This window comes from Acinetobacter sp. 24-47-66 (genome assembly GCF_056779755.1).
In genome coordinates, this window is sequence record NZ_JBWYIL010000015.1 from 1 (window position 1) to 26,057 (window position 26,057).

General features: G+C 37.0%; 17 protein-coding genes and 1 pseudogene. 7 read left to right on the forward strand and 11 right to left on the reverse strand.

Going from position 1 to position 26,057, the window contains the following annotated elements; translation table 11 throughout:
* The 4 genes and pseudogenes from AC1M84_RS12165 to AC1M84_RS12180 all read right to left on the reverse strand — a co-directional run.
* A partial coding sequence (locus tag AC1M84_RS12165; protein ID WP_481595075.1) for an Ig-like domain-containing protein occupies nucleotides 1-2,242 on the reverse strand: 2,242 nt, incomplete at its 3' end.
* A gap of 576 nt (nucleotides 2,243-2,818) precedes the next feature.
* Nucleotides 2,819-4,318 (reverse strand): cation:proton antiporter, encoded by a 1,500-nt coding sequence (locus tag AC1M84_RS12170; protein WP_481588075.1) that lies wholly within the window; start codon nucleotides 4,316-4,318, stop codon nucleotides 2,819-2,821.
* Between the two features lie 204 nt (nucleotides 4,319-4,522).
* A pseudogene (gene ypfJ / locus AC1M84_RS12175) lies at nucleotides 4,523-5,421 on the reverse strand (KPN_02809 family neutral zinc metallopeptidase).
* A gap of 55 nt (nucleotides 5,422-5,476) precedes the next feature.
* The gene (locus tag AC1M84_RS12180; protein WP_481595076.1) at nucleotides 5,477-6,400 is read right to left on the reverse strand and encodes a DUF808 domain-containing protein; all 924 of its coding nucleotides are present in this window, start codon (nucleotides 6,398-6,400) and stop codon (nucleotides 5,477-5,479) included.
* Nucleotides 6,401-6,602: 202 nt separating this feature from the next.
* Here AC1M84_RS12180 and trpS point away from each other — a divergent pair, with 202 nt between their 5' ends.
* From trpS to AC1M84_RS12200, 4 genes are all read left to right on the forward strand, one after another.
* Nucleotides 6,603-7,616, forward strand: coding sequence for a tryptophan--tRNA ligase (gene trpS, locus AC1M84_RS12185; RefSeq protein ID WP_092767023.1), 1,014 nt, complete (start codon nucleotides 6,603-6,605; stop codon nucleotides 7,614-7,616).
* A gap of 387 nt (nucleotides 7,617-8,003) precedes the next feature.
* Nucleotides 8,004-8,642: a YqiJ family protein gene (locus tag AC1M84_RS12190; protein ID WP_481593582.1), complete on the forward strand. Its 639-nt coding sequence runs from the start codon at nucleotides 8,004-8,006 to the stop codon at nucleotides 8,640-8,642.
* Nucleotides 8,643-8,660: 18 nt separating this feature from the next.
* Nucleotides 8,661-10,370, forward strand: a complete 1,710-nt coding sequence (locus tag AC1M84_RS12195) for a flotillin family protein (protein ID WP_481590511.1) — start codon at nucleotides 8,661-8,663, stop codon at nucleotides 10,368-10,370.
* Nucleotides 10,371-10,539: 169 nt separating this feature from the next.
* A complete protein-coding gene (locus AC1M84_RS12200; RefSeq protein ID WP_481595077.1) occupies nucleotides 10,540-11,277 on the forward strand; it encodes a sulfite exporter TauE/SafE family protein in 738 nt (245 codons plus the stop codon).
* 31 nt (nucleotides 11,278-11,308) lie between these two features.
* On the opposite strand, the gene AC1M84_RS12205 is transcribed toward AC1M84_RS12200, so the two are convergent.
* Together AC1M84_RS12205 and AC1M84_RS12210 are read right to left on the reverse strand one after the other, a co-directional pair.
* Nucleotides 11,309-11,896: a 1-acyl-sn-glycerol-3-phosphate acyltransferase gene (locus tag AC1M84_RS12205; protein ID WP_481593585.1), complete on the reverse strand. Its 588-nt coding sequence runs from the start codon at nucleotides 11,894-11,896 to the stop codon at nucleotides 11,309-11,311.
* Between the two features lie 195 nt (nucleotides 11,897-12,091).
* Nucleotides 12,092-13,693 carry an isocitrate lyase gene (locus AC1M84_RS12210; protein WP_035267987.1) on the reverse strand — a complete coding sequence of 534 codons (1,602 nt, stop codon included), beginning with the start codon at nucleotides 13,691-13,693 and terminating at the stop codon, nucleotides 12,092-12,094.
* A 681-nt stretch (nucleotides 13,694-14,374) separates the two neighbouring features.
* Here AC1M84_RS12210 and AC1M84_RS12215 point away from each other — a divergent pair.
* The 3 genes from AC1M84_RS12215 to AC1M84_RS12225 all read left to right on the forward strand — a co-directional run bounded on the left by AC1M84_RS12215 (nucleotide 14,375) and on the right by AC1M84_RS12225 (nucleotide 18,506).
* Nucleotides 14,375-15,367 (forward strand): LysR family transcriptional regulator, encoded by a 993-nt coding sequence (locus AC1M84_RS12215; protein WP_035268043.1) that lies wholly within the window; start codon nucleotides 14,375-14,377, stop codon nucleotides 15,365-15,367.
* Nucleotides 15,368-15,508: 141 nt separating this feature from the next.
* Nucleotides 15,509-16,831 carry a polyamine export protein PaeA gene (paeA, locus tag AC1M84_RS12220; RefSeq protein WP_035267989.1) on the forward strand — a complete coding sequence of 441 codons (1,323 nt, stop codon included), beginning with the start codon at nucleotides 15,509-15,511 and terminating at the stop codon, nucleotides 16,829-16,831.
* A 337-nt stretch (nucleotides 16,832-17,168) separates the two neighbouring features.
* The gene (locus tag AC1M84_RS12225; RefSeq protein WP_481595078.1) at nucleotides 17,169-18,506 is read left to right on the forward strand and encodes a CitMHS family transporter; all 1,338 of its coding nucleotides are present in this window, start codon (nucleotides 17,169-17,171) and stop codon (nucleotides 18,504-18,506) included.
* A gap of 58 nt (nucleotides 18,507-18,564) precedes the next feature.
* Here the strand turns inward: AC1M84_RS12225 and AC1M84_RS12230 are convergent, their stop codons facing one another.
* From AC1M84_RS12230 to AC1M84_RS12250, 5 genes are all read right to left on the reverse strand, one after another.
* Nucleotides 18,565-20,103, reverse strand: coding sequence for a TolC family protein (locus AC1M84_RS12230; RefSeq protein WP_481595079.1), 1,539 nt, complete (start codon nucleotides 20,101-20,103; stop codon nucleotides 18,565-18,567).
* Complete coding sequence (locus AC1M84_RS12235) at nucleotides 20,100-22,232, reverse strand: peptidase domain-containing ABC transporter (RefSeq protein ID WP_481589119.1); 2,133 nt, start codon at nucleotides 22,230-22,232, stop codon at nucleotides 20,100-20,102. The genes AC1M84_RS12230 and AC1M84_RS12235 overlap by 4 nt, the downstream gene beginning before the upstream one ends.
* Nucleotides 22,233-22,243: 11 nt before the next feature.
* Nucleotides 22,244-23,512 carry an HlyD family secretion protein gene (locus AC1M84_RS12240; protein WP_481593588.1) on the reverse strand — a complete coding sequence of 423 codons (1,269 nt, stop codon included), beginning with the start codon at nucleotides 23,510-23,512 and terminating at the stop codon, nucleotides 22,244-22,246.
* A 235-nt stretch (nucleotides 23,513-23,747) separates the two neighbouring features.
* On the reverse strand, nucleotides 23,748-25,535 hold the full coding sequence (locus AC1M84_RS12245; RefSeq protein WP_481595080.1) for a cholesterol oxidase substrate-binding domain-containing protein: 1,788 nt from the start codon (nucleotides 25,533-25,535) through the stop codon (nucleotides 23,748-23,750).
* Between the two features lie 94 nt (nucleotides 25,536-25,629).
* The gene (locus AC1M84_RS12250) at nucleotides 25,630-25,968 is read right to left on the reverse strand and encodes a hypothetical protein (RefSeq protein WP_035268003.1); all 339 of its coding nucleotides are present in this window, start codon (nucleotides 25,966-25,968) and stop codon (nucleotides 25,630-25,632) included.
* Nucleotides 25,969-26,057: the final 89 nt, after the last annotated feature.

Here is a 26,057-nt window from a genome sequence, read left to right on the forward strand (position 1 = left end):
CTGCTTGATCTGTTGCTTTTGCAACTACGTCATATTCGCCATCTGCCAATTCAACTGATGGTGTATATGTCCACGTGTCACCTGTAACTGTCGCTGGACCTTCTGCAACAACTTTACCGTCTTTGTCTTTAACAACGACATTTACTGTTGTTCCTGGTTCAGTTGTACCTGTGATTTCTGGTGTTGTATCGTTTGTATCCGCAATTGGATCAATCGTTACATCGGTATCAGATGGTGCAGTTGTATCAACTTTAAATGAGCCATTAGATGTCGCTTCACCAACGTTACCAGCTTTATCTTTCGCTTCAGCTTTAACTGTATATTCACCTTCTGGTAGTGCTTCAGTCGGTGTGAACGTCCAGTTACCTTCAGGATCTACAGTCGCATCACCTGTTGCTACAGGGTTGCCATCTTTGTCTAAGATTTCAACTTTTACTGTTGCGCCTGGTTCAGTCTTACCATTAATTTCAGGAGTTGTATCACTAGTATCTTCTAGAGGATCGATTGTAATTTCCGGATCGATTGTATCAACTTCAACCGTAGTTTTAGCAGGTTGACTTACATTTCCTACCGCATCACGAGCTGAAGCCTCGACACTATATGTACCATCTGGTAACGCTTTAGATGGCTTATATGTCCAGCTACCATCAGCTGCAACATTCACAACTGCAGATTGAACAACCTTGCCAGCCGCATCCTTGATTTCAACACGTACTTGTGTTGCACCATCTTCAGTTTTACCTTTAAAGGTAGGCGCATCAATGTTCGTAAGTGGTAACTCTTCAATCGTTACTTTAGGTGGAGTAATATCCACAGTAAAGCTTGAAGTAGCGACTTTACTATTACCAGCCGCGTCATATGCTGTTGCTTCTAGTTTATAGTCACCTTCAGCTAATGTTACAGGTGATTTAAACTGCCATTTACCGTTGGTCACTGTAGCAGGACCTTCTGCGATAATCTTACCTGAACTATCGCGAATCACTACTTTTACGCTCTCACTATCTTTAGTGGTTCCCGTAAATGTAGGAGTTTGATTTTTAGTTGTATTCACTGGATTATTCTCCGATTCCGAAAGAGTATTTGCGATTGCAGCAATTGCAAAAGTTGATTGATTCGTTGCTGTATCCCAACCCTCAGGTTCAGGATCAGTAGGGATTGGATCGATGTCTATGTCTGGAGGAGTTAAGTCAACATTGAATTCTTGTTTTTCTTCTTCACCTTTATTTCCTGATTTATCAATAGGCGTTACGATAACTTCGTATTTACCTTCATCCAGGTTTTTCTCAGGTGTATATTCCCATTTACCATCTTTATCAACAGGAACAGTATCTTTATCAACCACGTTTCCATCTTTATCTTTAATTTCTATTTCGACATTAGATTCTGGCTCACCTTCACCTGATAATTTAGGTGTTTCTGAGTTTGTTTCACCCTTATTTCCAATTTCATCAATAGTGATGTCTGATGGTGGGACAGTATCAAGCGTGATTGTCTTAATCGGTGATTTATCACTTTCTTGACCACTTACAGTTTGTGTGACAGAAAGCTCATAGATACCATCTTTTAAATCTTGATCAGGTGTAAAACTCCAATCACCATTAGACAATGCAACAGTCTCACCAATTAGTTCATCGCCATTATAGATTTTGATGATTGCACCAGGTTGAGCTCCAGAACCTTTGATTTCTGGACGAGCATCATTTGTTACACCACCATCAGCAACTTCACCAATATGCTCTGGCACATCATCAATGACGATTGGTGCATTTAATAATGCATTTGGCTTTGGCTGAGGGTTAGGTGTAGGATTAGAGTCAGAACCATTATCTGCGACTGCTGCAATTGCACCAGCTGCACCAGCACCAATTAACCAAGGGAGAATACCACCGATAAAATCATCGGAATAAAGAAGAGGTTCGATTTCTTCGATTGGGTAATACAGAATTGTTTCTGCAATTGAGCCATCTTCATTGGTAAATTTAACCCAATAAAGTTGACCACTTTCATCTTGGAATACGAGGCTGTTATCAGCAAATGAAGGATTGAAATAGTTTTCAATCACAATCACTTCACCATTACGCAAATTGATTAGAGCATTATTATTATCACGAGTGATTGAAGCTACATCATCTTTAGATACTTGAACGACAACTACAGAGTTTTCGTTAAGCCCCACTTGACTAGAGTTGACATTCTCTAATACCTGATGACTCTCTTTAGATATTACGGAGATATTAGCCATGGTAAATTCTCACTTATAAATTTTATTTTTATCGATCTTTCTACATCTAAGATACAAAAAAGATAGACACTATTATCTATAAGTGAGATTTATATCACATTTTTAAGATTTAATGCGAATAGATTTTGCGTCTTTTATCAGCTTTTTGTAACCGCTCATCCACAATAAAAATATATACTTTATTTACAAACACTTATGACAAAAGAATTAATATTTTTCTTACTTTTAGGATATTTCAGGTCACCAAATTTCAAAGGCTTACTTATCATAATTTCTGCTATATTTAGTTTAACTACATACGGTAACTTGTCCACCTAACATTTTAATGTTAGTAAACTAGTATACTTTTCATTTTATATTGAAAATTAATACTTACTTTTTAGTAAGTTAAGAAATAAATTTTGCTTTAAATATGATGTAATTTTCACATTTTAATTTTATATTTCATCGATAAAATTCTGCGTAACTGAATAAAATATTTAAACAATATCACTGTTATCTTCTGCATTGATCATGCTTAATTCATAAAAAAAAAGAGCAAGCACTATCATGCTTGCTTCAATTAAATATAATTTTTTAGAAATTTTCTGGATTTTCTAATTTTTTCACCTCTTCAGCTTTAGCTGGATGATGGACGATTGCCACACCATCATCAGAAGTCCGATCTAATATTACTTCAGGATTATAAATCGTAATAATCTCATTACCTTTACTATCTTCACCAACAATATATTTAAATCCTTTACGATTAAGCTTATTACATAATCGCTGATATAGTCCCTTTAAGCCCTCTTTTTCCTCATTAGGATTGTAATAGAAAGCATTCATAACTGCTGGCAAACCTAAACCACATACTACGCCCGATAATAAAACAACAATAAAGGTATAACCAATCAAGATACTACTGTATTGCCTTAACTCTGGGACATTAGCAACCGCGAGAATTAGAGCCAATGAAATTCCTCCTCTTACTCCACCCCATGATAAAATTGCTAGGCTACCGTTATAGCTTTTCTTGCGAAACGATGGGAAGAATGCAAAAGCAAGAAAGTTCGCAGCAAAACGAGAAATATGTAATATTACAAATGCGATAATACCGCCAAGTATCATGCTGGCATTAAGATCAAGAATAAACAGCTCTAAACCAATTAAAGTAAATAAAAAAGAATTAATGATACCTTCAACTGTATGCCAAAAGTGATTTACTTCTTGGATTTCACGATTTTGTAAAATTTCTTTCCATTTATTACCAACAATAAGTCCACCAATCACACATGCGATTGGTGCTGATGCATGAGCAAATAAAGCAACCAAATATGAACCACAAGCCAGTAAAGCTGTCGTTAGGATTAATGATTCCATTTCATGCTTCCCGCGAAGCAATCGTAAAATCCCCCAACCAAATACCAAACCAATAATTACAGCTACCACAATTTCATAAAGGAGTGTTTGTAGTGTCAGTAACAGACTAAAATGCTCGCCTTCAAGTACATTCAACAACGTCATAAATACAGCAATACACATTGCATCATTGAAAAGTGATTCACCCTCCAATTTCACCATTAGATGATGTGGTGCACGTACAGAACTGAGTACCCCTTTGATTCCGATTGGATCTGTAGCCCCTAAAGCAGAACCGAGTAATAAAAGTACGAGTATTGGTACAGGGTTACCAATCAAATATTGAAATCCAAATAATAATCCACCAAACAATGCTGCACACAAAACCAAAGCAATAGTGGCAAGAATACTAATTGGCTTCCAATATACTTTTAAATCAGACACTTTAAATTTCAATGCCGACGATGTAAGAATGAAGCAAATAACACCATTTACGAGAAAATCATAAAAATCAATATGACGTACTGCTTCTTCAATATTCGCCAAATTAATGGTGATAAAACGATTATCCCCTAATAAATTGGCGGCCCATTGTAGAATAAAGACAAAAATTGCTGAAACAATTGGCACCCCTATCGCTTGGGGAAAACCTAGAATTCGTTTATTGAATATGGTGGTGGCAATTGAGAGGGCAAAAACCACTGTAAATACTTGGAGAAAAAAAAAGTTGCCCATTTTGCACTCTATGATATGTTTTATTTAAATGAGATCATTTAAATTTTAAATGAAAAAACTATAGCCATTTATTTATTTTATATAAAGAATGATTACTCGCAATCCCTTTTTTTTAAAGATGTGTAGCCTTCCTAATAAATTATTCCATTAGCAGGCTACATGTTTTAACTTTGCAAAAAAATCAATCGATTCTGCTTGGTAGATTTAGATTGAGGCATTGAATGTATCACATTGATTCACATCACCTGTTTTCATGCCACGCTCGAACCAATACATTCTTTGTTGGCTTGTCCCGTGGGTAAAGCTATCAGGAACCACATGTCCTCTAGCCTTTTTCTGAAGATAATCATCACCAATCTTATGCGCCGCATCCATTGCCTCTTCAACATCACCTTGTTCCAAGAATTGGGTTCGTTGATGTGTATCTTTTGCCCACACACCAGCTAGACAATCAGCTTGCAATTCCAAACGGACTGATAATTGGTTCCCTTGAGCTTCAGTAGCTCGTTGTCTAGCTTGTTGGACTTGAGTTGAAATACCTAAAAGATTTTGAATATGATGTCCGACTTCATGCGCAATCACATAAGCTTGTGCAAAGTCACCAGCAGCATTTTGTGTAGATAATTCTGATTGATTTCGTTCACCCGATATACCCATTTGCTGACGCATATCTTTAAAAAAATCAGTATCAATATAGATTTTTTGGTCTGCAGGACAATAAAATGGCCCCATCGCTGATTGGGCTGTACCACAGCCTGAATTGACTACACCACTAAACATCACTAGTTTCGGTGCTTGGTATTGCATTCCCTGTTTTTGAAAAACGGTGGTCCATGTATCTTCAGTATCAGCGAGTACCGTACCAACAAATGCCGCTGTTTCTTGTTGCTCGGGTGTTGGGTTTTCAATCCCTATCGCTTGTTGCTGATTGTTAGAAGTCACTTGTTTAGTTGCCTGATAGGCTTGTTGTGGATCAACCCCAAAAAATTTCCAAGCAACAAATGCAACAACTAAACCGAGAATACTAATTCCACCAGCTTTAGCCCCACCGCCTCCACGGCGATCTTCTAATTACTACTTACTCTCCGGCCTTTCCAACGCATAATCTCAGCCCTTTTTAATCATATAACTTCATATAATACGTTATTTCATCAAACTCTAAACTTTTCTAGCGTTCCATAGTTTTTGTATTCCTGAAACAACGACCAAAACAATAAGTCCTGCAATAAAGCCTATGACAAAGTTTAAGAGCGTCGGGGTTAAAGCACCGATGATACTGCCTACATTTGGAATATGTTCAATATAATCGACAGAATCTTCAGTAAAGTGATGAAATAATGGAATGGTATGATTAATAATACCGCCACCAACCAAGAACATCGCGATTGTTCCGACAATGGTTAGTGTCTTCATAAGTTTAGGCGCAAAAGCAAGTAAGCCCTGACCAATTCTTTGTTTCAATGCAGACGTTTGTTTGACGAGATAAAATCCCAAATCATCAATTTTAACAATCATAGCAACCAAACCATAAACACCAATCGTCATTAAAATTGCGATGACTGACAAGACTGCAACCTTAATTCCAAAAGTAGCTGCTGCAACTGTACCCAATGAAATCACGATAATTTCAGCAGATAAAATAAAGTCTGTTCGTATCGCGCCTTTGATTTTATCTTTCTCAAAAGTTGCTAGATCTACATTTAAGTTTTCAAGTTCTTTTTCGGCCTGTTCAGATGTTTTAGCTTTTTTATGGTGTAATGAGTGAATTACTTTTTCTACACCTTCATAACATAAAAATAATCCACCTAACATCAATAAAGGATTTATAAGCCAAGGTGCAATCACACTAATTAATAATGCTAATGGAACCAAAATTAATTTATTAACAAATGAGCCTTTTGCAACAGACCAAACGACAGGCAATTCACGGTCGGCTTTCACACCACTAACTTGTTGAGCATTGAGTGCCAAGTCATCACCCAATACACCGGCCGTTTTTTTTGCAGCCATTTTACTCATCAGAGCAACATCATCAAGAATGGTGGCTATATCATCTAATAGCACCAATAAACTATTTGCCATTATTGTTATCCTTCTTTGTTTTTTGGAATTTTATTCTTCTATTTCAATTTATTCTGTATCAACATTATTAATACGATCTCAAATAAGGTGTTTTTAATTCGATTCTTTCGATGCTTTATGCTGACATAAAAAAAAATAATGCCGTACAATATTACGAAATTTTAAAAATTCAGCCCTAGTGTTGATGACTTTGGTATAGAAAATGAGTAATCAAGATAATCGCCCTGTTATTTTGACAGGTGACCGTCCAACTGGACAACTTCATTTAGGCCACTTTGTCGGTTCTTTACGTTCACGAGTAGGTTTGCAAGATTCCCATCACCAACATCTATTATTGGCTGATGCACAAGCTTTTACAGACAATGCTGATAACTTCGAAAAAGTTAGACGTAATATTATTGAAGTTGCAACTGACTATCTCGCTGTTGGGATCGACCCGACAAAAACAACAATTTGCGTTCAATCAAGCTTGCCAGCTTTGAATGAGCTGACCATGCTTTATTTAAACTTTGTCACAGTTTCAAGACTAGAACGAAATCCTACGATTAAGTCTGAAATACAAATGCGTGGGTTCGAGCGTGACATCCCAGCTGGATTCTTATGCTATCCAGTTGCCCAAGCAGCTGATATCACTGCTTTTAAAGCATCGATTGTGCCCGTGGGTGAAGACCAAATTCCAATGATTGAACAAACAAATGAAATTGTTCGTCGTTTAAATCGTCAGATTGGTCAAGAGCTTTTGCCTGAATGTAAAGCTCTGCTATCGAATGTTGGTCGACTACCAGGATTTGATGGTAAAGCTAAAATGTCTAAATCATTGGGCAATACAATTGTCTTAGATGCTTCTGATAAAGACATTAAAAAAGCTGTAAATGCAATGTATACAGATCCTAATCATCTTCGTATTGAAGATCCAGGTCAGGTGGAAGGTAATGTTGTATTTACTTATTTAGATGCTTTCGATCCAAATCCAGAAGAAGTAGCAGAGCTTAAAGATCACTATCGTCGTGGTGGTTTAGGTGATGGTACAGTCAAAAAACGCCTTGAAGGTGTTCTAAAAGAGTTGATCACGCCTATTCGTGAACGTCGTATGGAGCTTGCTAAGGATCCTGATTATATTATGGATATCTTAAAAACAGGTACTGACAAATGTCGTGATATTACGCAAGCAACATTAGATGAAGTTAAAGCTGGATTAGGTGTTTTTAAATTTTAATCCCTAAAAAATAAGCACACTTAAAGCCGCATCACATTGCGGCTTTTTTTATGGCTATTTATTAGCCTATTTAAAATTAACCTTCAATCAAACTTATTAACGTAATCTTACACGTTTTAACCCGACTACCAATGAGTTGCTAAATGAAATTGAATATCATTTAATTACTGTTATGAATACCCCCAAAATTCATAACATTTCTCCTTAACCGAAACTGTGTAAGCAGATTCGTTGTTCTGCGCAGTGATCACCCCAATCACTGCGTATTTTTTTATGTTGAATCCATTAAAAATGAAATCAATATTATATAATTGATAATTACATCACTTTATTTTATTATTTTGATTAAAATTTGATAAAAATTCTAATATCTATAAGAGACTACCCATGTGGGACATGTTTATAAATCCGTCGAACCTATTCTTCAGTATTAGTATCTGCTTAATGTTTTTTATAGGCATTCTTGAAGTCTTTCTATTAATAACAGGTCTCAGTAGTCAAGGATTTTTAGAGCAATTTCTACCTAGTTCATTAGATTCTTCTCCTGAAATGATCGTTGACCATCAATCTAGTATTTGGATTCAATTTTTAGATTGGCTTTATCTTGGACGTATTCCTGTATTAATTTGGCTGATCATCTTTCTCACGACCTTTTCAATTGTTGGCTTCTTAGCCCAATCTATCATCCATCATGTATTTGGATCATTTTTAACAGTCTGGCTCATTACTCCACTGGTACTTGTGGTCTGTATGCCATTCGTACGGCTATTCTCAAGATGGATAGTAAAGATCATCCCTAAAGATGAAACCACAGCAATTCATAGCGACGATTTAATTGGACTTCGAGCAGAAATCATTTTAGGCACTGCTCGACTGCACTATCCTGCGCAAGCAAAACTCAAAGATCGCTTTGGTAAAACACATTACATTTTAGTCGAACCTGAAGCTGACGAAATATTCGTACAAGGTCAGCAAGTCTTACTTACACAACGTAGTCTCAAAGGCTTTCAAGCCATTTCACAATAAATCAACTTAGAGAAAAAAATGTTTAGTTCAAGTTTTTATCAAATTATTATAATTGCAGGACTTATTCTCATTGCACTGGTTGTCATCGGAACCATTATTGCACGACTATATAAACGCTCTAGCAAGGAAGTTTCATTTGTCAGAACTGGATTTGGTGGGGAAAAAGTTATACTAGGAGGTGGTGCAATTGTACTTCCTGTTTTACATGAAGTCATTCCTGTCAATATGAATACCCTTCGCTTAGAAGTTAAACGTGCAGCTGATCAAGCCTTGATTACGCGTGATCGAATGCGTGTAGATGTGATGGCTGAGTTCTATGTTCGTGTTAAGCCAACAGCTGAATCGATTGCTACCGCAGCACAAACTTTGGGTCAAAAAACCATGTCACCAAATGAATTAAAAGATTTGGTTGAAGGTAAATTTGTAGATTCCCTGCGTGCAGTAGCAGCAGAAATGGCTATGGAAGAGTTACATGAAAAACGTGTCGACTTCGTTCAGAAAGTTCAACAAGTAGTTTCAGAAGATCTGTTCAAAAATGGTTTAGAACTCGAAACTGTATCTTTAACAGGACTTGATCAGACCAGCTTTAAATTTTTTAACCCACAAAATGCATTTGATGCAGAAGGTTTAACAAAATTAACAGAAACTATTGAAGATCGACGAAAAAAACGTAACGATATTGAACAAGATGCTGACTTAGCCATTAAAGCGAAAAATTTAGAGGCTGAACAAGCACGCCTTCAAATCCTGCGTGAAGAAGAATACGCAAAGATGCAACAAGAGCGTGAAATTTCGATTCGAAAAGCTGAACAACTTGCTGAAATTGCAACACAAGAAGCAGCCAAAAAGCGTGAGGCAGAAGAAGCCCAAATCGCTGCAGAACGTGAAATTGAATTAAAACGTATTTCAGCTGCACGTGATGTCGAAAATCAAAATATTCAAAAAGCACAAATTATTGAACAAGCGCAAGTAGAACAAAAGAAAACCATTGAACTTGCGGAACAAGATCGCGCAATCGCGATTGCCGAGAAATCTCGTGCTGAATCTGAAGCCAAAGCACTTGCTGACCAAGCTCGTGCGCAAGCAGTGAAAGCTGAGGAAGAAGTTGTGACTGTTCGTGAAACACAGCGAGCTGAGCGTATTAAAGCGGTTGAACTTGTTGCTGCAAAACAGGCTGCAGAAACTGATGCTATTTCAATTACTGTGGCTGCCGAGGCATCAAAACAAGCTGCTGTAGATGAGGCTGAAGCTGTTCGTACTGCGGCTGAAGCAGAAGCTGAAAAAGTCCGCTTGAAAGCTAAAGGTGAAGCTGATGCTAAAATTCTTTTGGCTCAAGCTTTAGAAAAACAATACCAAGTCGATGCTGAAGGGACACGCGCAGTCAATGAAGCAAATAATATTTTGTCAAGTGAACAAGTTGAGATGCAAATTCGTTTGGCACTTTTGAAGTATTTGCCTGAAATCATCCGTGAAAGTGTTAAACCAATGGAAAATATTGATGATATCAAGATATTACAAGTGAATGGTCTTGGTGGCATTACTGGCGCCACAACTTCAGCTGATCAAGCAGATCAATCACAATCCGTTGCACTTTCAGATCAAGTGGTGAATAGCGCACTTAGATATCGTTCGCAAGCACCTCTTATTGACAGCTTAATGAGTGAACTTGGTATTCAGGGTGGGGACATCAACGGTCTAACACAAAACCTAAAACCTAACTCCAATTAATAATAAAAGCCCTGATTTTCAGGGCTTTTATTCGCTTTACTGCTAGCTATTGCTGTTCTTATTATTTTTAAGATAACAAATATTATTTTAGGATTGATCAGTTTTCCTTATCCGACGATCTCATGCATTTTTCTTTTACTCCTGCTTTAGCAATTGATGCAGTCACCTTATGACGTTATGTATCTTTATTCTAGGCGCAATTTTTGCTGGATTTATTCAAGGACTCACAGGTTTTGCCTTCGCTCTTATTGCGATGTCTTTTTGGGTATGGATTCTACCGCCTCAGATCACCGCCCCCTTGGTCGTTTGTGCATCACTATGGTGTCATATCATTTCAATGTATAAAGAACCAAGAACCTTTATAAAGCCTTCTATCGTTTGGGTCTATATTATCGCTGGCTTAATTGGAGTACCTTTGGGTACTTTTTTGCTTCATTATATCAATGCAGACACGTTCAAATTACTACTTGGGATATTTTTATTAATTTGGTGCCCACTCATGTTCTTTAATCCGCAACTACATTGTTTAAAAGATACCAGACTCAGGATGGACGGCTTGATTGGTTTTTTGGGTGGAATTTTAGGTGGGCTCGGTGGATTCTGTGGTGCAATTCCCTCGGCTTGGGTGATGCTAAAACAACTTCCTAAACATGAGCAACGCAGCATTCTTCGACATTTTAATTTTGCCATTCAACTGTTTACTTTGCTCATCTATTTATTTAACCAGACCATTAACGTAAATCACTTGTCCTATTTGTGGATTCTGATCTTCACGGTCAGCCTACCAGCGATCATTGGAGCAAAAATTTTTTATCAAATATCTGAGCAAAAATTTAAGTCGATTGTCTTAACTTTATTGTTTTTTTCAGGTTTTATTTTGACCTTAAGCGCAATTTTCTTATATTAAAAAAGGCAGATTATTCTGCCTTCTCCATATATCAATTGTTGTGCGAATATCGTTGGTCAACACTAAATTTTTCGGGGAATTTAGCTGAAATCTTTGAATAAAATTCCATAATTTCTGCCATATCCACTTCTATATCTCCAGTAGGATAAATAATTTTACCTACACCGCATTTTTTTTGACTGTAATCCATATATGCTAAAGCGATTGGGACATTCGCTGTAATTGCTACATGGTAAAAACCCGTTTTCCATTTTTCTTGTTTTGACCTTGTTCCCTCTGGCGTCACCAACATGACCAATTTTGGATGATCATTAAAAAGATCTGCCATTAATTGCACCATGCTTGGTCTTTCCTCTCCCTCTTTCTTTGGTCGGCGATTAATTCCGATCCCTCCCATAGCCCGGACAAAAGGACCAAATGGAAACTTCATATAGCTGTCTTTAATTGTAATTCTGACATTTACACCTAAAGCTTTGAGCGCTAATCGCGCGTATAAAGCATCCCAGTTACTGGTGTGTGGTGCAGCAATCATGACACATTGGTCTAAATCTAAGGGCCAATGGTTATCAATTTCCCAACCTAATGCATTTAAACTCTGTTCAGCAAATTTTTCAAACATATAAATATACAAATGTAAATTTTCGGGATTGTAACAGCTTTGGCATTACTTTTATTCAAAATATCTATTAGGTTTTACTATTACTGTTTTTCTATCTGTACATCAATTAAATTGGCTCATGTATTTAGTTAAATAATTTCATTAACAATAAAAAAAACCCTGCTTACGCAGGGTTTTTTTGAATCAGTTCAGTGCTTATGCAGAGAATTGGTTCATTGTGTTTTTCGCATCGTCACCCGCTTTAAGCGCGTTGTCACCAGCGAAGATTTCTTTGTGGTCATCACCGATGTCTGAACCAGCCATTGCTTGGTGTTTAACACAAGCGATACCGCCACGGATTTCTTTACGTTGTACGCCAGCAACATAAGCCAACATACCTTCAGAACCGAAGTAACCTTCTGCAAGTTCATGTGTAGAAAGCGCAGCAGTGTGGTAAGTCGGAAGTGTAATCAAGTGATGGAATACACCTGCTTCACGAGAAGCATCAGCTTGGAACGTACGGATCTTCGCATCAGCATCAGCAGCTAATTCAGTATTGTCATACTCAGCGCTCATTAACTTAGCACGGTCGTAAGCAGATACGTCTTTACCTTCAGCAACCCAACGGTCGTAAGCTTGTTGACGGAAGTTTAACGTCCAGTTGAATGATGGTGAGTTGTTATAAACAAGTTTTGCATTTGGCACAACTTCACGTACACGGTTCACCATGTGAGCGATTTCTTCAACGTTTGGCGTTGCAGTTTCGATCCAAAGAAGGTCAGCACCGTTCTGTAAGCTTGTTACACAGTCAAGTACAACACGGTCAATTTGAGTACCTTCACGGAATTGATATAGACCAGAAGCTAAACGCTTAGGACGGTGTAATTTACCATCACGTTTGATTAGGATTTCGTCTTCTTGCGCTTCTGAAATATCAATTTCAGTGGTGTCTAAGTAGCTGATGTATTGAGAAGCGATATCGCCTGGCTCTTTAACCACTGGGATTTTTTGAGTCAAGTCAGCGCCTTCAGAGTCAGTACGTGCAACGATGATACCGTCGTCAAGACCCATTTCTAAGAATGCATAGCGAAGTGCATGGATTTTCGCAATGAAGTCTTCGTGTGGAACAGTTACTTTACCTGCTTGGTGACCACATTGTTTCGCGTCAGAAACTTGGTTTTCGATTTGAAGTGCACATGCACCCGCTTCGATCATTTTCTTCGCAAGTAAGTAAGTTGCTTCTTCGTTACCGAAACCAGCGTCGATGTCGGCAATAATTGGCACAACGTGAGTTTGGAAGTTGTCGATTTGTGAAGTAATTTCAGCAGCTTTAGCAGTGTCACCCGCTTCTTGCGCTTTTTTAAGTGCACGGAATAAGTCGTTTAATTCTTTTGCGTCTGCTTGACGTAAGAATGTGTAGATTTCTTCGATCAATGCAGGAACTGAAGTTTTTTCGTGCATAGATTGGTCAGGAAGTGGACCAAACTCAGAACGAAGTGCAGCAACCATCCAACCAGAAAGGTAGATGTAACGGCGTTCAGTAGTACCGAAGTATTTTTTGTTCGCAATCATTTTTTGTTGTGCGATGAAACCATGCCAGCAACCCAAAGATTGAGTATATTTGCTAGAATCAGCATCATAAGCAGCCATATCACGACGCATAATCGCAGCTGTGTATTTCGCAATATCTAAACCCGTTTTGAAACGGTTTTGAAGTTGCATACGTGCAGCATCTTCAGGACTGATGTCTGCCCAAGTGTTGCCGAATTTTGCTTTTAATTCGCGGATTGCATCAATCGCTGTTTGGTATGTAGTCATGATATTTTACCCTGTATATAATTTTAGGATTTATCAATCGAAGGACTAAATCTACTCGGTATTAATTGTTCAGATTTAGAGCGCTTCGTTGCTATGGACTTAGCTTAGATTGACTCTAGAAATTAATCCAATATTTTCGTTTAATTCTCAGTATTTATTTAAAAAATATGTAGATTAAAGTCGTAATATAAATGAAATACCATTCAATAAATTATTGATTTTAATAAAATTTATAAAATAAGTATTTGTACACTTTTAACACAATTTGAGTAATTCTTATTCATTAGACTTAAGTATCAAGCTCACCATTACGTTTATTTTTTCTTCAAACATCTTTAGATTTTACCGTTCAATTGACTTTTCTGACAGAGCATTATTAATAAACTGTTAGTTTTAAATGAATATTTTTTAAACTGTGAACCATATTGATGGACTCAACAATAAAGCATTTAAATTGAGATAAACCTAAAAACAATTTAGAACATAGCATGGTAATTTCAAAAACAACTAAAGCCCTATTTTTTAAATAAATGTATAGGGTCTGTCTTATGACAAAAAAAACTTAAATTTGATGAATATATGTTAAATTATGCTGAAAAAATCAGCATAAAAACACACAAACCTAAGCGCTTATGGCATAATTCCCCACGATTTCAAAAATTTATTTTCGGTATTTTTTTTATGAATCTTGAGCGGGTTGATCTCAATCTCTTAATTTACTTAGATGTTCTTTTGCGAGAGAAGAATGTTACACGTGCAGCAGAACAATTGGGTGTTACTCAGCCTGCAATGAGTAATATTTTACGTCGTCTTCGTAACTTATTTAATGATCCGCTTTTAATTCGCTCTTCTGAAGGAATGACTCCTACAGAAAGGGCTTTAGAACTACAGCCTCGTATTCGTGATGCTCTTTCTGATCTATCTATGATCTTAGAACCACGAACAGAATTTAGACCTTATACGTCAAACCGTGTTTTCCGCATCATGACTTCAGATTATGCTGAAGCTACACTTGTGCCTCGCTTAGTTAAGGCTCTGCGTTCAGAAGCACCAAATGTTGTTTTAGATTTTCTAACACCGAGTGATGTATCCTATCGTGATATGGAACAAGGTAAAGTTGATCTTGCCATCAACCGTTTCAACGAAATACCACAAAGTTTTCATCAGGTTCTGGTGTGGCGTGACAGCTTTTCATGCTTACTGAATAATAAGCATCCTGCCGTAAATAATTTGAATCTAAAAAGTTATCTAGATGCGCAACATATCTGGGTTTCTAAAACTGGGATGGGGGTAGGATTTGGTGTTAACCCAGAAAAACAAGCTGGTTTAGGTTGGATTGATCAAGCTTTAGAACGTATTGGTCAAAAACGCAAAATTTCGGTATTTACACGTCATTATCAAATGCCAGGTTTATTAGCGTCTAATGTCGATCTCATTGCGACATTACCGACGAAAATCGCTCGCCTACAAGCTAAAAGTCAAAACTTGATGCTCAAAGACCCTCCATTTTACATTCCTGAATTTGAACTCAAAATGGCGTGGTGCCCTCTATTACATCATCATCCTGCTCATCGTTGGTTACGTCAGTTGATTTTATATGTTGCTCGTCAAATGACTGAGGAAGAAAATCGTGAATTTCTTTCAAATAACAATACCCACTTCTCACAATTTTGATTGAGTAGAGCTGATTTAAATCAATACTTTAAAAATTTTTATTCAATAACTATGATATTGAGGTAGTGTAAAAATTCACTACCTCTATGTTTTTTGTGATAAAACTTTCCTCATAAATAATTTAAAAACAAAGGTGTTCGTGTGAGCCTCTTTCAGAATTTCGTGATCATTATGATTTTGATTGCTGGAGCTGGATTCTTATCATTAAGTGAAATCGCACTTGCAGGATCACGTAAAGTGAAACTGAAAATTTTGGCTGAGTCTGGTGATGATCGTGCACAAAAAGTGCTTACGCTCCAAGAGAATTCAGCTGATTTCTTTGCTGCCTCGCAAATCGGCTTAAATGCTATTGCAATTTTGGGAGGGATTTTAGGTGAAGCTGCATTTAGACCTTATTTTGTGATTTTGGTCGATCGTTTCTATGATGGTCCTTGGTCACAATCAATTGGTTTTGCATTGTCATTTACTTTAGTGACATCACTGTTTATTTTATTTGCTGATCTTATGCCTAAACGATTGGCAATGATTGCACCTGAAAAAATCGCTGTCTCTTTAATTAATCCTATTCAGGTATTCATTACTGTTTGTCGTCCATTAGCTTGGTTTATCAATGCAATTGCCAACCTCTTATTCCGTTTATTCAAAGTAAATACTACTCGTGATGATAATATTACTTTTGATGATATTTCCGCGGTAATGGATGCAGGGGCACAAGCAGGTGTCTTACAAAAACAAGAACATCACTTTATTGAAAATGTATTTGAACTTGAAGAACGAAATGTTCCTTCGAGCATGACTACACGTGAAAACGTAGTTTTCTTTACCATCAATGAATCAGAAGAAAGTATTCGTCAAAAACTGGCTGAATTTCCCTATTCAAAATATTTAGTCTGCAATGAAAATATTGATCAAGTGATTGGCTATGTTGATGCTAAAGATATCTTGATTCGTATTTTAAATAATCAAAAATTTAATCAGTTGAATGAATCCACTATCCGTAATGTATTAACGATTCCAGATACACTTACACTGTCAGAATTACTTGATCGCTTCAGATCTAGTAAAGAAAAGTTTGCCGTTGTGATCAATGAATATGCCTTGGTGGTTGGTGTTATTACCCTATCTGATATTATGATTACCGTGATGGGTGACTGGGTTACGCCAACGGATGAAGATCTTCAAATTATCAAGCGGGATGATCATTCTTGGCTGATTGAAGGCAGTACACCTATTGAAGATGTCAAGCATGCATTAGAAATTGATGAAATGCCTGATGATGAAAACTATGAAACTTTAGCTGGGTTTATGATGTTTAAACTTCGTAAGATTCCACGTCCTGCTGATAGTGTGGTATTTAATGGTTATAAATTCGAGGTGGTCGATGTTGACCATTTTAAAATTGACCAACTACTCGTGACCAGATTACTTGATGAAAAAGCAGAATTAGAATCAACTGTTGAATAAGACACTATCCACCACTCAGGTGGATTTTTTTATTCAGTTTATCTAATTAAACTTGAGATTTTTCGCCTTCAAAAATTATTGAAATTAGAATTTATACTCAATTTTTATTACAACTATCACACTTAAAAATCATGTTTAATGTCTCCAATCACAAAATATAAATTTTAAACTTATGAATTTTAACTACTATTTTTTATAAAAATTATGGTTATTTTAATATTTTCTAAACAATATTTAGTTTAATCATAAATTTCTCTAAGATGGTCGGCGTTTTCAAAGATAACAAATACTGTAATAGAAACAATATTGATTAAAACGCTAATCTAAGGATAGATCCATGTTGACCTTGCTTGGTTTGGGCATGATTTTGTGCTTTATGTACCTCATTATGTCTAGACGTATGACTCCCCTCGTCGCACTCACGCTTATTCCCGTTCTTTTTGCGCTAATTGCATATGGATTAGGTTTTTTTGTAGATAGTTTGAACCATATTCAACTTAATGAACTTGGTGAAATGATGTTAGATGGTGTTAAAAAGTTAGCACCTAGCGGCGTCATGTTGCTATTTGCTATCTTGTATTTTGCCATCATGATTGATACAGGTTTATTCGATCCATCAGTGAAATTTATTCTCAGATTGGTAAAAGGTGATCCCCTCAAAATAGTATTAGGTACGATTACCTTAACATTGATCGTGTCTTTAGATGGTGATGGCTCTACCACTTATATGATCTGTGTTGCTGCCATGTTACCGCTTTACAAGCGATTAGGCATGAGCCCTTTAATTATGGCCTGTCTCATGATGTTAGCCAGTGGAATCATGAATTTAACGCCATGGGGTGGACCTACTGCACGTGCGGCAAGTGCACTCCATGTAGATCCTAGCGATGTGTTTGTTTCTATGATTTTACCGATGCTGTTCGCCATTGGTTGGTTGTACTTTTTAGGAACCATGTATGGCCGAATGGAGCGAAAAAGATTAGGCATCATGGAATTGGATATTAGCCATGGCGACAATATTCAAATTTCATCAAACCCAGAGGCAAATCGAGCGCATTTGAGATGGTTTAATGGATTATTAACTCTTGCACTGATGGCCAGCCTAGTCATGGGTATTTTGCCTATGCCTATTTTATTTATGATTGCATTGTGTATTGCTTTAGTCGTGAACTATCGTGATATTGATATGCAAAAAAGCTTAGTCGCTCATCATGCTGGTAGTGCTTTAAATGTCGTTGGTATTATTTTTGCCGCTGGTATTTTTACAGGTTTACTCACTGGCACGGGTATGGTCGATGCCATGTCAAAAGAGTTAGTAGCGATTATTCCAGATAGTATGGGTCCATATTTGGCACCAATCACAGCCGTTTTAAGCATGCCTTTAACGTTCTTTATGTCAAATGATGCTTTTTACTATGGTGTTCTGCCCATCTTATCTGAAGCTGCAGCACATTATGGCATCTCTCCTGTGGAAATGGCTCGTGCATCGATTGTTGGTCAACCCGTTCATCTGCTCTCACCCTTAGTTCCATCTACCTTTTTACTCTGCGGGCTTGCTGGGATTGAGTTTGGTCAACACCAAAAATTTACCATTAAATGGGCGATTATTACGTGCTTAGTGATGCTTGCAAGTGGATTAATATTTGGGATGTTCCCATTCTATTCTGCTATTTAATCGTATCTCTAGTTTCGGAGTGATTTTTTGATCACTCCAATCTCTTATTTATAAAGGCTTATTGAGCTTGAGTCTCATTCCAAATATTCAAGTTCCCCATGTTAGATAGAAGTTGATACCTCACCACTAAAAACTCTGTCAACAAGGTGGAATAATTCATTTTTGCTTCATTCAACACATTCTGAGCATTAAGCACTTCGAGTAAATTTCCTACACCCGCTTTATAACGTCCTTGGGCGACTTCATAGGCTTCTGAAGCACTTTGATTCAATATCGTTAGCGCCTTAATATTGTCATGGATTGCATTTAGCTCATTATAGCTTTTCCAGATTTCAGCATTAATTTCAAGCTTCAATCTTTCTTGCTCTAATTGCTTTAATTTTAAGTTTTCTTGAGCAACGACAATTTGATTTTTTCGATTATAACCATCAAACAATGGGAAATTGACTTGCACACCTGCTTGTAGAGATTGGCGATCACTGCCATAACTGTCACTCGTTTGTTTTTGCTGATCATAAATGCCGTTAAAACTAACAGATGGATATCTAGACCGCTGTATTGCCTTAATTTTATTTTCAGCTGCGAGTGAATCATATTGTGCAGCTTTAAACTTTGGATGCATTTTTTCAGCATCCTGAATGAGGATTTCAATCGGTTTAAGACCTAGCTCTTTTGGAATTTTTAATTGATTATTAATTTGGAAATTTTGGTATGCAGGCTCACCCATTAATGATGCTAAAAGTCCTTTTGCTATTTTTAAATCACCTGAAAATTTAGTTTGATCTGACTTTACTTTCGCCAAATTTGCGGACATTTGTAATGCATCTGATTTGATACCAACACCCGCACGATATCGAGCATTTGCAATTTCATAGTTTTTTTCTGCAAGTACAACCAACTCATTAATATTATTTAACTTTAACTCAGCCTGAATAATTTGATAATAAGTCGAAATCGTTTTGATGATCATATTTTGCAAAGCAACATCATGCTGTGCCAAAGACATCGCTAATAATTTTTCGGCTTCTTCTGCTTGATAAAATCGACTACCAAAATCATAAAGTAGCCAATTGGCTCTTATTCCAAGTCCGTAACGGCGTAAGTCAGTGTCATAACTCAAAACAGGACGATCTTTTACTTGATTATCATCACGTGACCAATCGTAATTCAAGGTGCTATTCACTTGAGGATAATAATTTGCTTTAGAGATTTTAAGCTGAGCAGCTTGAATACGCGTTTGTACCCAAGTACTTTTTGTCTCAGGATTACGACAAACTGCACGTTCAATGGCATCAATCAGTTCTATTGGCTGTTCATTCTTGAGATTATTTTGAGATAAACAATATTGAGGTTGACTTAACATTTTCTGATTTTGAAGATCAAGTGACACATTTTGATTGAGTTGTTGTTCTATTTCCTTACGTTTTGTCTCATTCTCACGGGCTTTATGCTGAACCGTGAGCTCATCAAACCATAATATCTCGCGCTGTTTTTTTAGATTTGGAGTCAGTTTTGACAACCAACTCTCTGCATAAGCCAACGAACTATGTCCGAATAGTGACCCAACAACAATGAAAGCGATGTATGTAATTTTCATTTAGATTGCAAATCCTTGGTCAACATATCACGGACAATCACGCCATCTTGTAAAGCGATAATCCGCTCAGCAGATGAAATCGTTTCTGGACGGTGTGCAATAATCAATTTGGTAATATTTAAATGCTTGAGATTTGCATTGACCTCTTGTTCTTTTAATACGTCTAAACTACTGGTCGCCTCATCCATAAATAAAATCTTTGGTTTTTTATAGATAGCACGAGCCAATAAAATTCGTTGTTTTTGTCCTCCTGACAACATATTACCAATATCACCTACTAAGGTTTGATATCCCATTGGCATACGGCTAATGTCATCATGAATTGCGGCATAGGCTGCACATTCTTGTACCCATTGCATGTCTGGATTTGAATCAAAAAAGCAAATGTTTTCTGCGATTGAACCAGCAAATAGAATGTCATCTTGTAACACTGTCGCGACTTGATCTCGCACAGCGTTTAATCCTAATTGTTCAAAGTCACGCCCCATGATTTTGACTTCACCTTCATTCTGCTTAAATACGCCTAACAGAACATGTAGCAATGTGGTCTTACCGCAACCTGTTTCCCCGACAATGGCGACAGATTGATTTTGGGGAATCTTAAAACTAATCCCCTTGAGTACATAAGGGTCATTTTCTGAATATTTAAAGTGCAGATTTTCGACTTCAATTGCATTATCAACCTGATCTACATTTGTGATTTCAGCATCACCGTATAATTTTTCTTGTTCTGTTAACACAATATCGGATAAACGCTCTACATCAATTTGAAGCATTTTAACTTCGATAAACTTATCGATTAGTCCTGCAACCCGACTATCAAATTGGCCTTTATACGCCATAAATGCCATCAGCACACCAACTGTAAAATTACCCTCCAATACCAATGTGGCACCTAACCAAATAATTAGAATGTTCTGAATCCCAAATAGCACTCCATTTGCCAATGAGAATCCCAACCCCAGCTTTTGGGTCGTTAATCCAGCATTGACTTGATTGACCATAAGATTTAACCAAGTCGAACGGCGAACATCTTGTCGTTGGAACAGTTTTATGGTTTTAGCTCCACGCACAGTTTCCATAAAATGGCTGCTTTGCTTCGCTGCATGAATAATCTGCGCTTCAGTCGCTCGTTTCAAAGGTGCATACCAAATCCATCGGATTAAGGCGTATAAGCCCATAGTAAAAATTGCAATCCAAGCTAACTTCGGACTGTATACAAACATTAAAATCAACGTAAATACAGTCATTAATCCATCAAGAATCGCAGCTAAGAACGTTGTGGTGAGCGTTGTTTGAATGTTTCCAATTGATCCAAATCGTGAAACAATGTCACCGAGTGATCGTCTTTCAAAATAAGAGACAGGAACATTAATCATGTGATTAAAGACGTTGGCTTGCCACTGCACACTTAAATGTGTGCTCATATACATCATGATCCAAGAACGAAGTAGCCCGATAAACTGCTGAAGTAACATTAACATGCCAAAGCCAATAGCCAGTATCGTTAAGAGATCCCGATCTGCAGATACGATCACATGGTCGATCACCCATTGCATAAAGAATGGGCTAATTAATGAAAAAACTTCTAAGGCTAAAGCCAAGATCAAAATTTGCCCGAGAGATTTCCATAAACCACGAACATGACCAATTAGACCTTTAAGCTGAATCTGATTTTTATCTTCTTTTTTTTCAAATTCAGTATCTGGCCAAAGCTCTAATGCAACACCCGTAAAATGTTCAGATACCTCATTGAGTGTCAGTACACGTTTACCAAATGCTGGATCTAAAATCGTGACTTTATTGGCACTGACTTCTTGCAACACCACAAAGTGGTTGAAATCCCAATGTAAAATACATGGGGTTTTAAGCTGATCTAAATCTTCTAAATCCAGCTTTAATGGGCGTGTTACCATTTTCAACTGATTACTAATTTTGATCAGCTGATTGAGATTTGAACCCTTTTGAGAAACTGAAAAACGACGTCTTAACGTTAATAAATCAGACTCATAGCCATAATAATGCGCAATCATCGCAATACAGGCTAATCCACATTCTGTCGCTTCCGTCTGTAAAATGGTTGGAATTTTCCGTCCAAATCCAAGAGAAATTTTGTCTAATATCTGCATGTTATTTCTTCTTATATCTTGCCCGTGATGCTATATAACGGTTCGAGTACCCATTCATATAGTTTTCTTTTTTCTTGCATGATATCTGCATCAAAGGCCATGCCCACTTTAAGAGGCTTACTTTCACCATAGGCTTTTACAAACTGTTGTTCTAATTTGACTTTGACTAAATACACAGGTTCACTTTGGTTAAATGTTACACCCTGACTTAACTCGCCTAAATTGGTCAGTTCTTGTGGGTTCATCGTCGTCGCTGAAATTGAATGAATCACACCTTCACCTTGACCAAATTTTTGGTAAGGATAGGCTTGAAAACGAAGTTTTACGGTTTGACCAGTCCTTATAAATCCAATTGCTGAACTGGGTACAAAAAGATGTGCTTCTAAATAAGAAGGCGTCGGAACAATATTCATAACAGGAATATTAGGAGAAATAAACTGACCAACCTCTGCATTAATCGATGCTATTTTTCCTGTCGCATTGGCTTGTAATAGCAAACTATCCCGCGCTTTATTTTCTAAAAATTCTTGCTGATTCGAAGCTAATTGACGATCGACCAAAGTCAGCTCACTTTCCAACTTCGATGCTAGTCCTTGCTGAGCCAATATTTTATTTTCTAATTCAGCTTGTTTAGTATTTTTTTCACGCTCATAACTCTGTAATGCAACTTTTAGGCTGATATAGTTATCTTGCTTCAGTTGATATTCTTCAATCGAAATATATTCTTTATCTTTTAAATCTCGATAACGATGTGCATTTTCTTGTGCAAGTGCTAGACGTTGGCGTTGCTCGGCAATTAAGCCATCTAATTTTATTAAATCTAAACGTATAGATTGAATTTCTGCATTTAATTGTTGAACATTATTTAAATGTAAGTCTTTTAGTTTATTTTTTTCAGTATCTAAACTTTGTTTTTTTAACTCAATTTGTTTTTGTACAGACTCATTATAGTTACCTGTACTATTATAACGCGTCATTTTTAATGTAATTAATGGTGTCCCTTTCTCCACTAATTGACCTTCTTTGACGAATTTTTCACTGACTGTACCCCCTTCAGCACTATAAACTCGGATTAAACCTGTATTAGGAATCAATAATCCTTTAACACTCGTCCTCTTCGTATAGCTTCCAAAAAAAATAAAACTCACTAATAAAACAGTAAAAATGGCGACAACAATCGTGAGTACCGTAAATGAAAATGGTCGAATCAAAATGACTTCACCAATCCACTTTGACTTTTGTGCATCAATCGCTTTGTCTCTAAACAGCTTATTTGTCATATATATTTGTAATTAATTTTTCAAGTACGGGTTTTTATATTGAATTTTCATCAAGTTGACTACATTTCAACAGCGTGCTTAAAAGAGACAAACACAAACCAAAAGTTTTCAATAAAATAGTCATGATCTGTGTTGTCTCCTGTTCTATCCCACACTTCGCTCAGCTAAATCTGCTTTGAATAAACTCAGTTGGATACTGATTTCAATAGATTAAAAACGAAGCGTTCATCTTGTTTTATTTCAAAACTCGATTGACTAAAGGTGCTGTGAACAAAGCATGAGGATCATATTGCTTTAAAATATGACTACTCGACTGAATGGTTAAATGATTAGATTGACCCTGAGCATGGACGCGTGGAATTTCGTAATCGATATAAGTTGAACTATCCCAAGCTTTTTGATTGGTATAGCCCCACCCTTTAGACCATTCTGGTCGCATCAAAGAATCACCTTGATAACGCTGTGACATCCACTCCTCAACTTCTGTGTAAAATTGCGCTGAGAATGGCGTACCTGGCAAGGTTAAAATATCAAACCAAACGGCACAGTCCCATTCAGGATGATCAGGACAAGGTTTAATGGCTGATAATGCTGCTGTTTGAGCGCCGTGAACAATTGAATCTTCTGGATGATCCAAGCCCGTAACTCGAATTTCAACAGGTCCATTCATTGGGAAACGACCCATTTTTTGATATTGCTTCATCTTAATGCCGTAATAATCACAAAAATCAGCAATAACCCGTTGAACGTTTGCACGACTGGTAATGACAGCATAGCCATTTGCCGTAACACGCAAAGTTGTTGGTTTGACATACAGTAAAACGTTTTTTGACGTTCCCCATAAATCATAAGTTTGAGTGGAAGCCAAACCACCAGTCAAAATCGTCGTGATTCCAGATAATGGCGTACCATTTAAACCTAGTTTAGAGATTTCATACTGAGTAAAACCGAAGGTTGGCGTGAGATAAGTACTTTTATTGACGATGATTTTATGAATCAAATCAGTAATAGGTTTGATCAAATTATCTGAGAACCAATAATTGAATGGTTTGACTGTCTGTCGAGCAGTCAAAGGACGATACGGAGTAACAGTCCAAACTTTTAACCAAGGATAATCGGTGAATGGAAACCAAATTGCTTCTGCACGACCAGATTTATCCAGAAAATGAGAGAAGGTACGTCCAGCATGCTTATCTTGAGCGAATAGCTCATTGATATGAATGTCGGTATAGCTTTCACAACGAATATATTGATTTTTTGACGTTTGTAATTGTGCAGATAAAATAAATGCACGACCTATATGAACTAAAAATGCACGAATTTCAGGATCATTTCGCAGGAACGTTTTTGCAACGTATCGACCTTCTCGTTGGTCGAAAACAGCAGCAGTGATCGATACCACTAAATTACTGATCGAACCATAAGTTTGACCTTCTTGTTTTTTTTCCCCTACGGCAGGTACACCTGTGCCATGACCATCAATGGCCAACACACCACCCAAAGTTAAATCTCCAGGTGCTGGCACTGCTACAAATCCACGATTACGGTATTCCATTGCGGTTAACAATGCTTCCATTTGAATGCCTGCCTCGGCAGTCACAATACCGTTTGCATCAATACTGACTTTGTTGATATGCGTTGGCATATCAATCAATAAAATTTTAGTAATCTTGTCTTGATCATCCAACAATAAAGGTGACCAATTATGTGACATCCCTTTGGCTCTGACTTTATAGCCATTTTGATATGCCCAGTTAATGGCTTTTAAAACTTGTTCTTGATTTCTCGGTGATGCTGTCCATGCATTTTCATAACGAGATTCCCCAGACCAATTTTCATATTTCTGTTTAAAAATTGAGATTTCAGTTGGGAAATTTACTAATCTTTCTTGTAAAGGAAAAAACCAAGCTTCTGCCTTTTGTGTTGGAAGCCATGCTGAAACAGCACCAACAGCAGCTAAGCTACCCATTGTTTTTAGAAAGTTTCTTTTATCGTGATCTATTTGTTCTGATGAATTCTGCATTGTTATAGCCACCAAAAGTTTAGCTTTATTATTTCTGTTACTGAAAGCAGACCAGTACTCATGACCAGTCTGCCTTTAACACTTTATTTAAAACTTATGAAAGCCAAGCACGAACGCCATTTAAAGTCGGAAGAAGTTTATATTGACCTTCTGCCTTTTCTTTTTCGTAATGGTTTGGAGTTTCAGCTACATCGCCACCAAGTGCACGACCAAGACCAATTAATGTTTTTGATGCCACTAAACCAGTAGTATCAGCAGCTTGGTGTACTAGCCCTAAACCTACTGCACTAAATACAACACCAACTGATGAAATCAGTTTTGAATTAAGTGTTTGATTGAATAAGTTCACACCGTGGATGATTGAGTCACCAATCAATGTTCCAGCACCAGATACTTCATTGATTTCTTCTTGCTTTAATTCTACTAAGCTCATGATTAAAACCTCGTTATAAAGAATTTATGTTAGATACACCTAACTTTTGTTAAGCACTTTTTAATATACAGAATGAATTGTGTATCAAT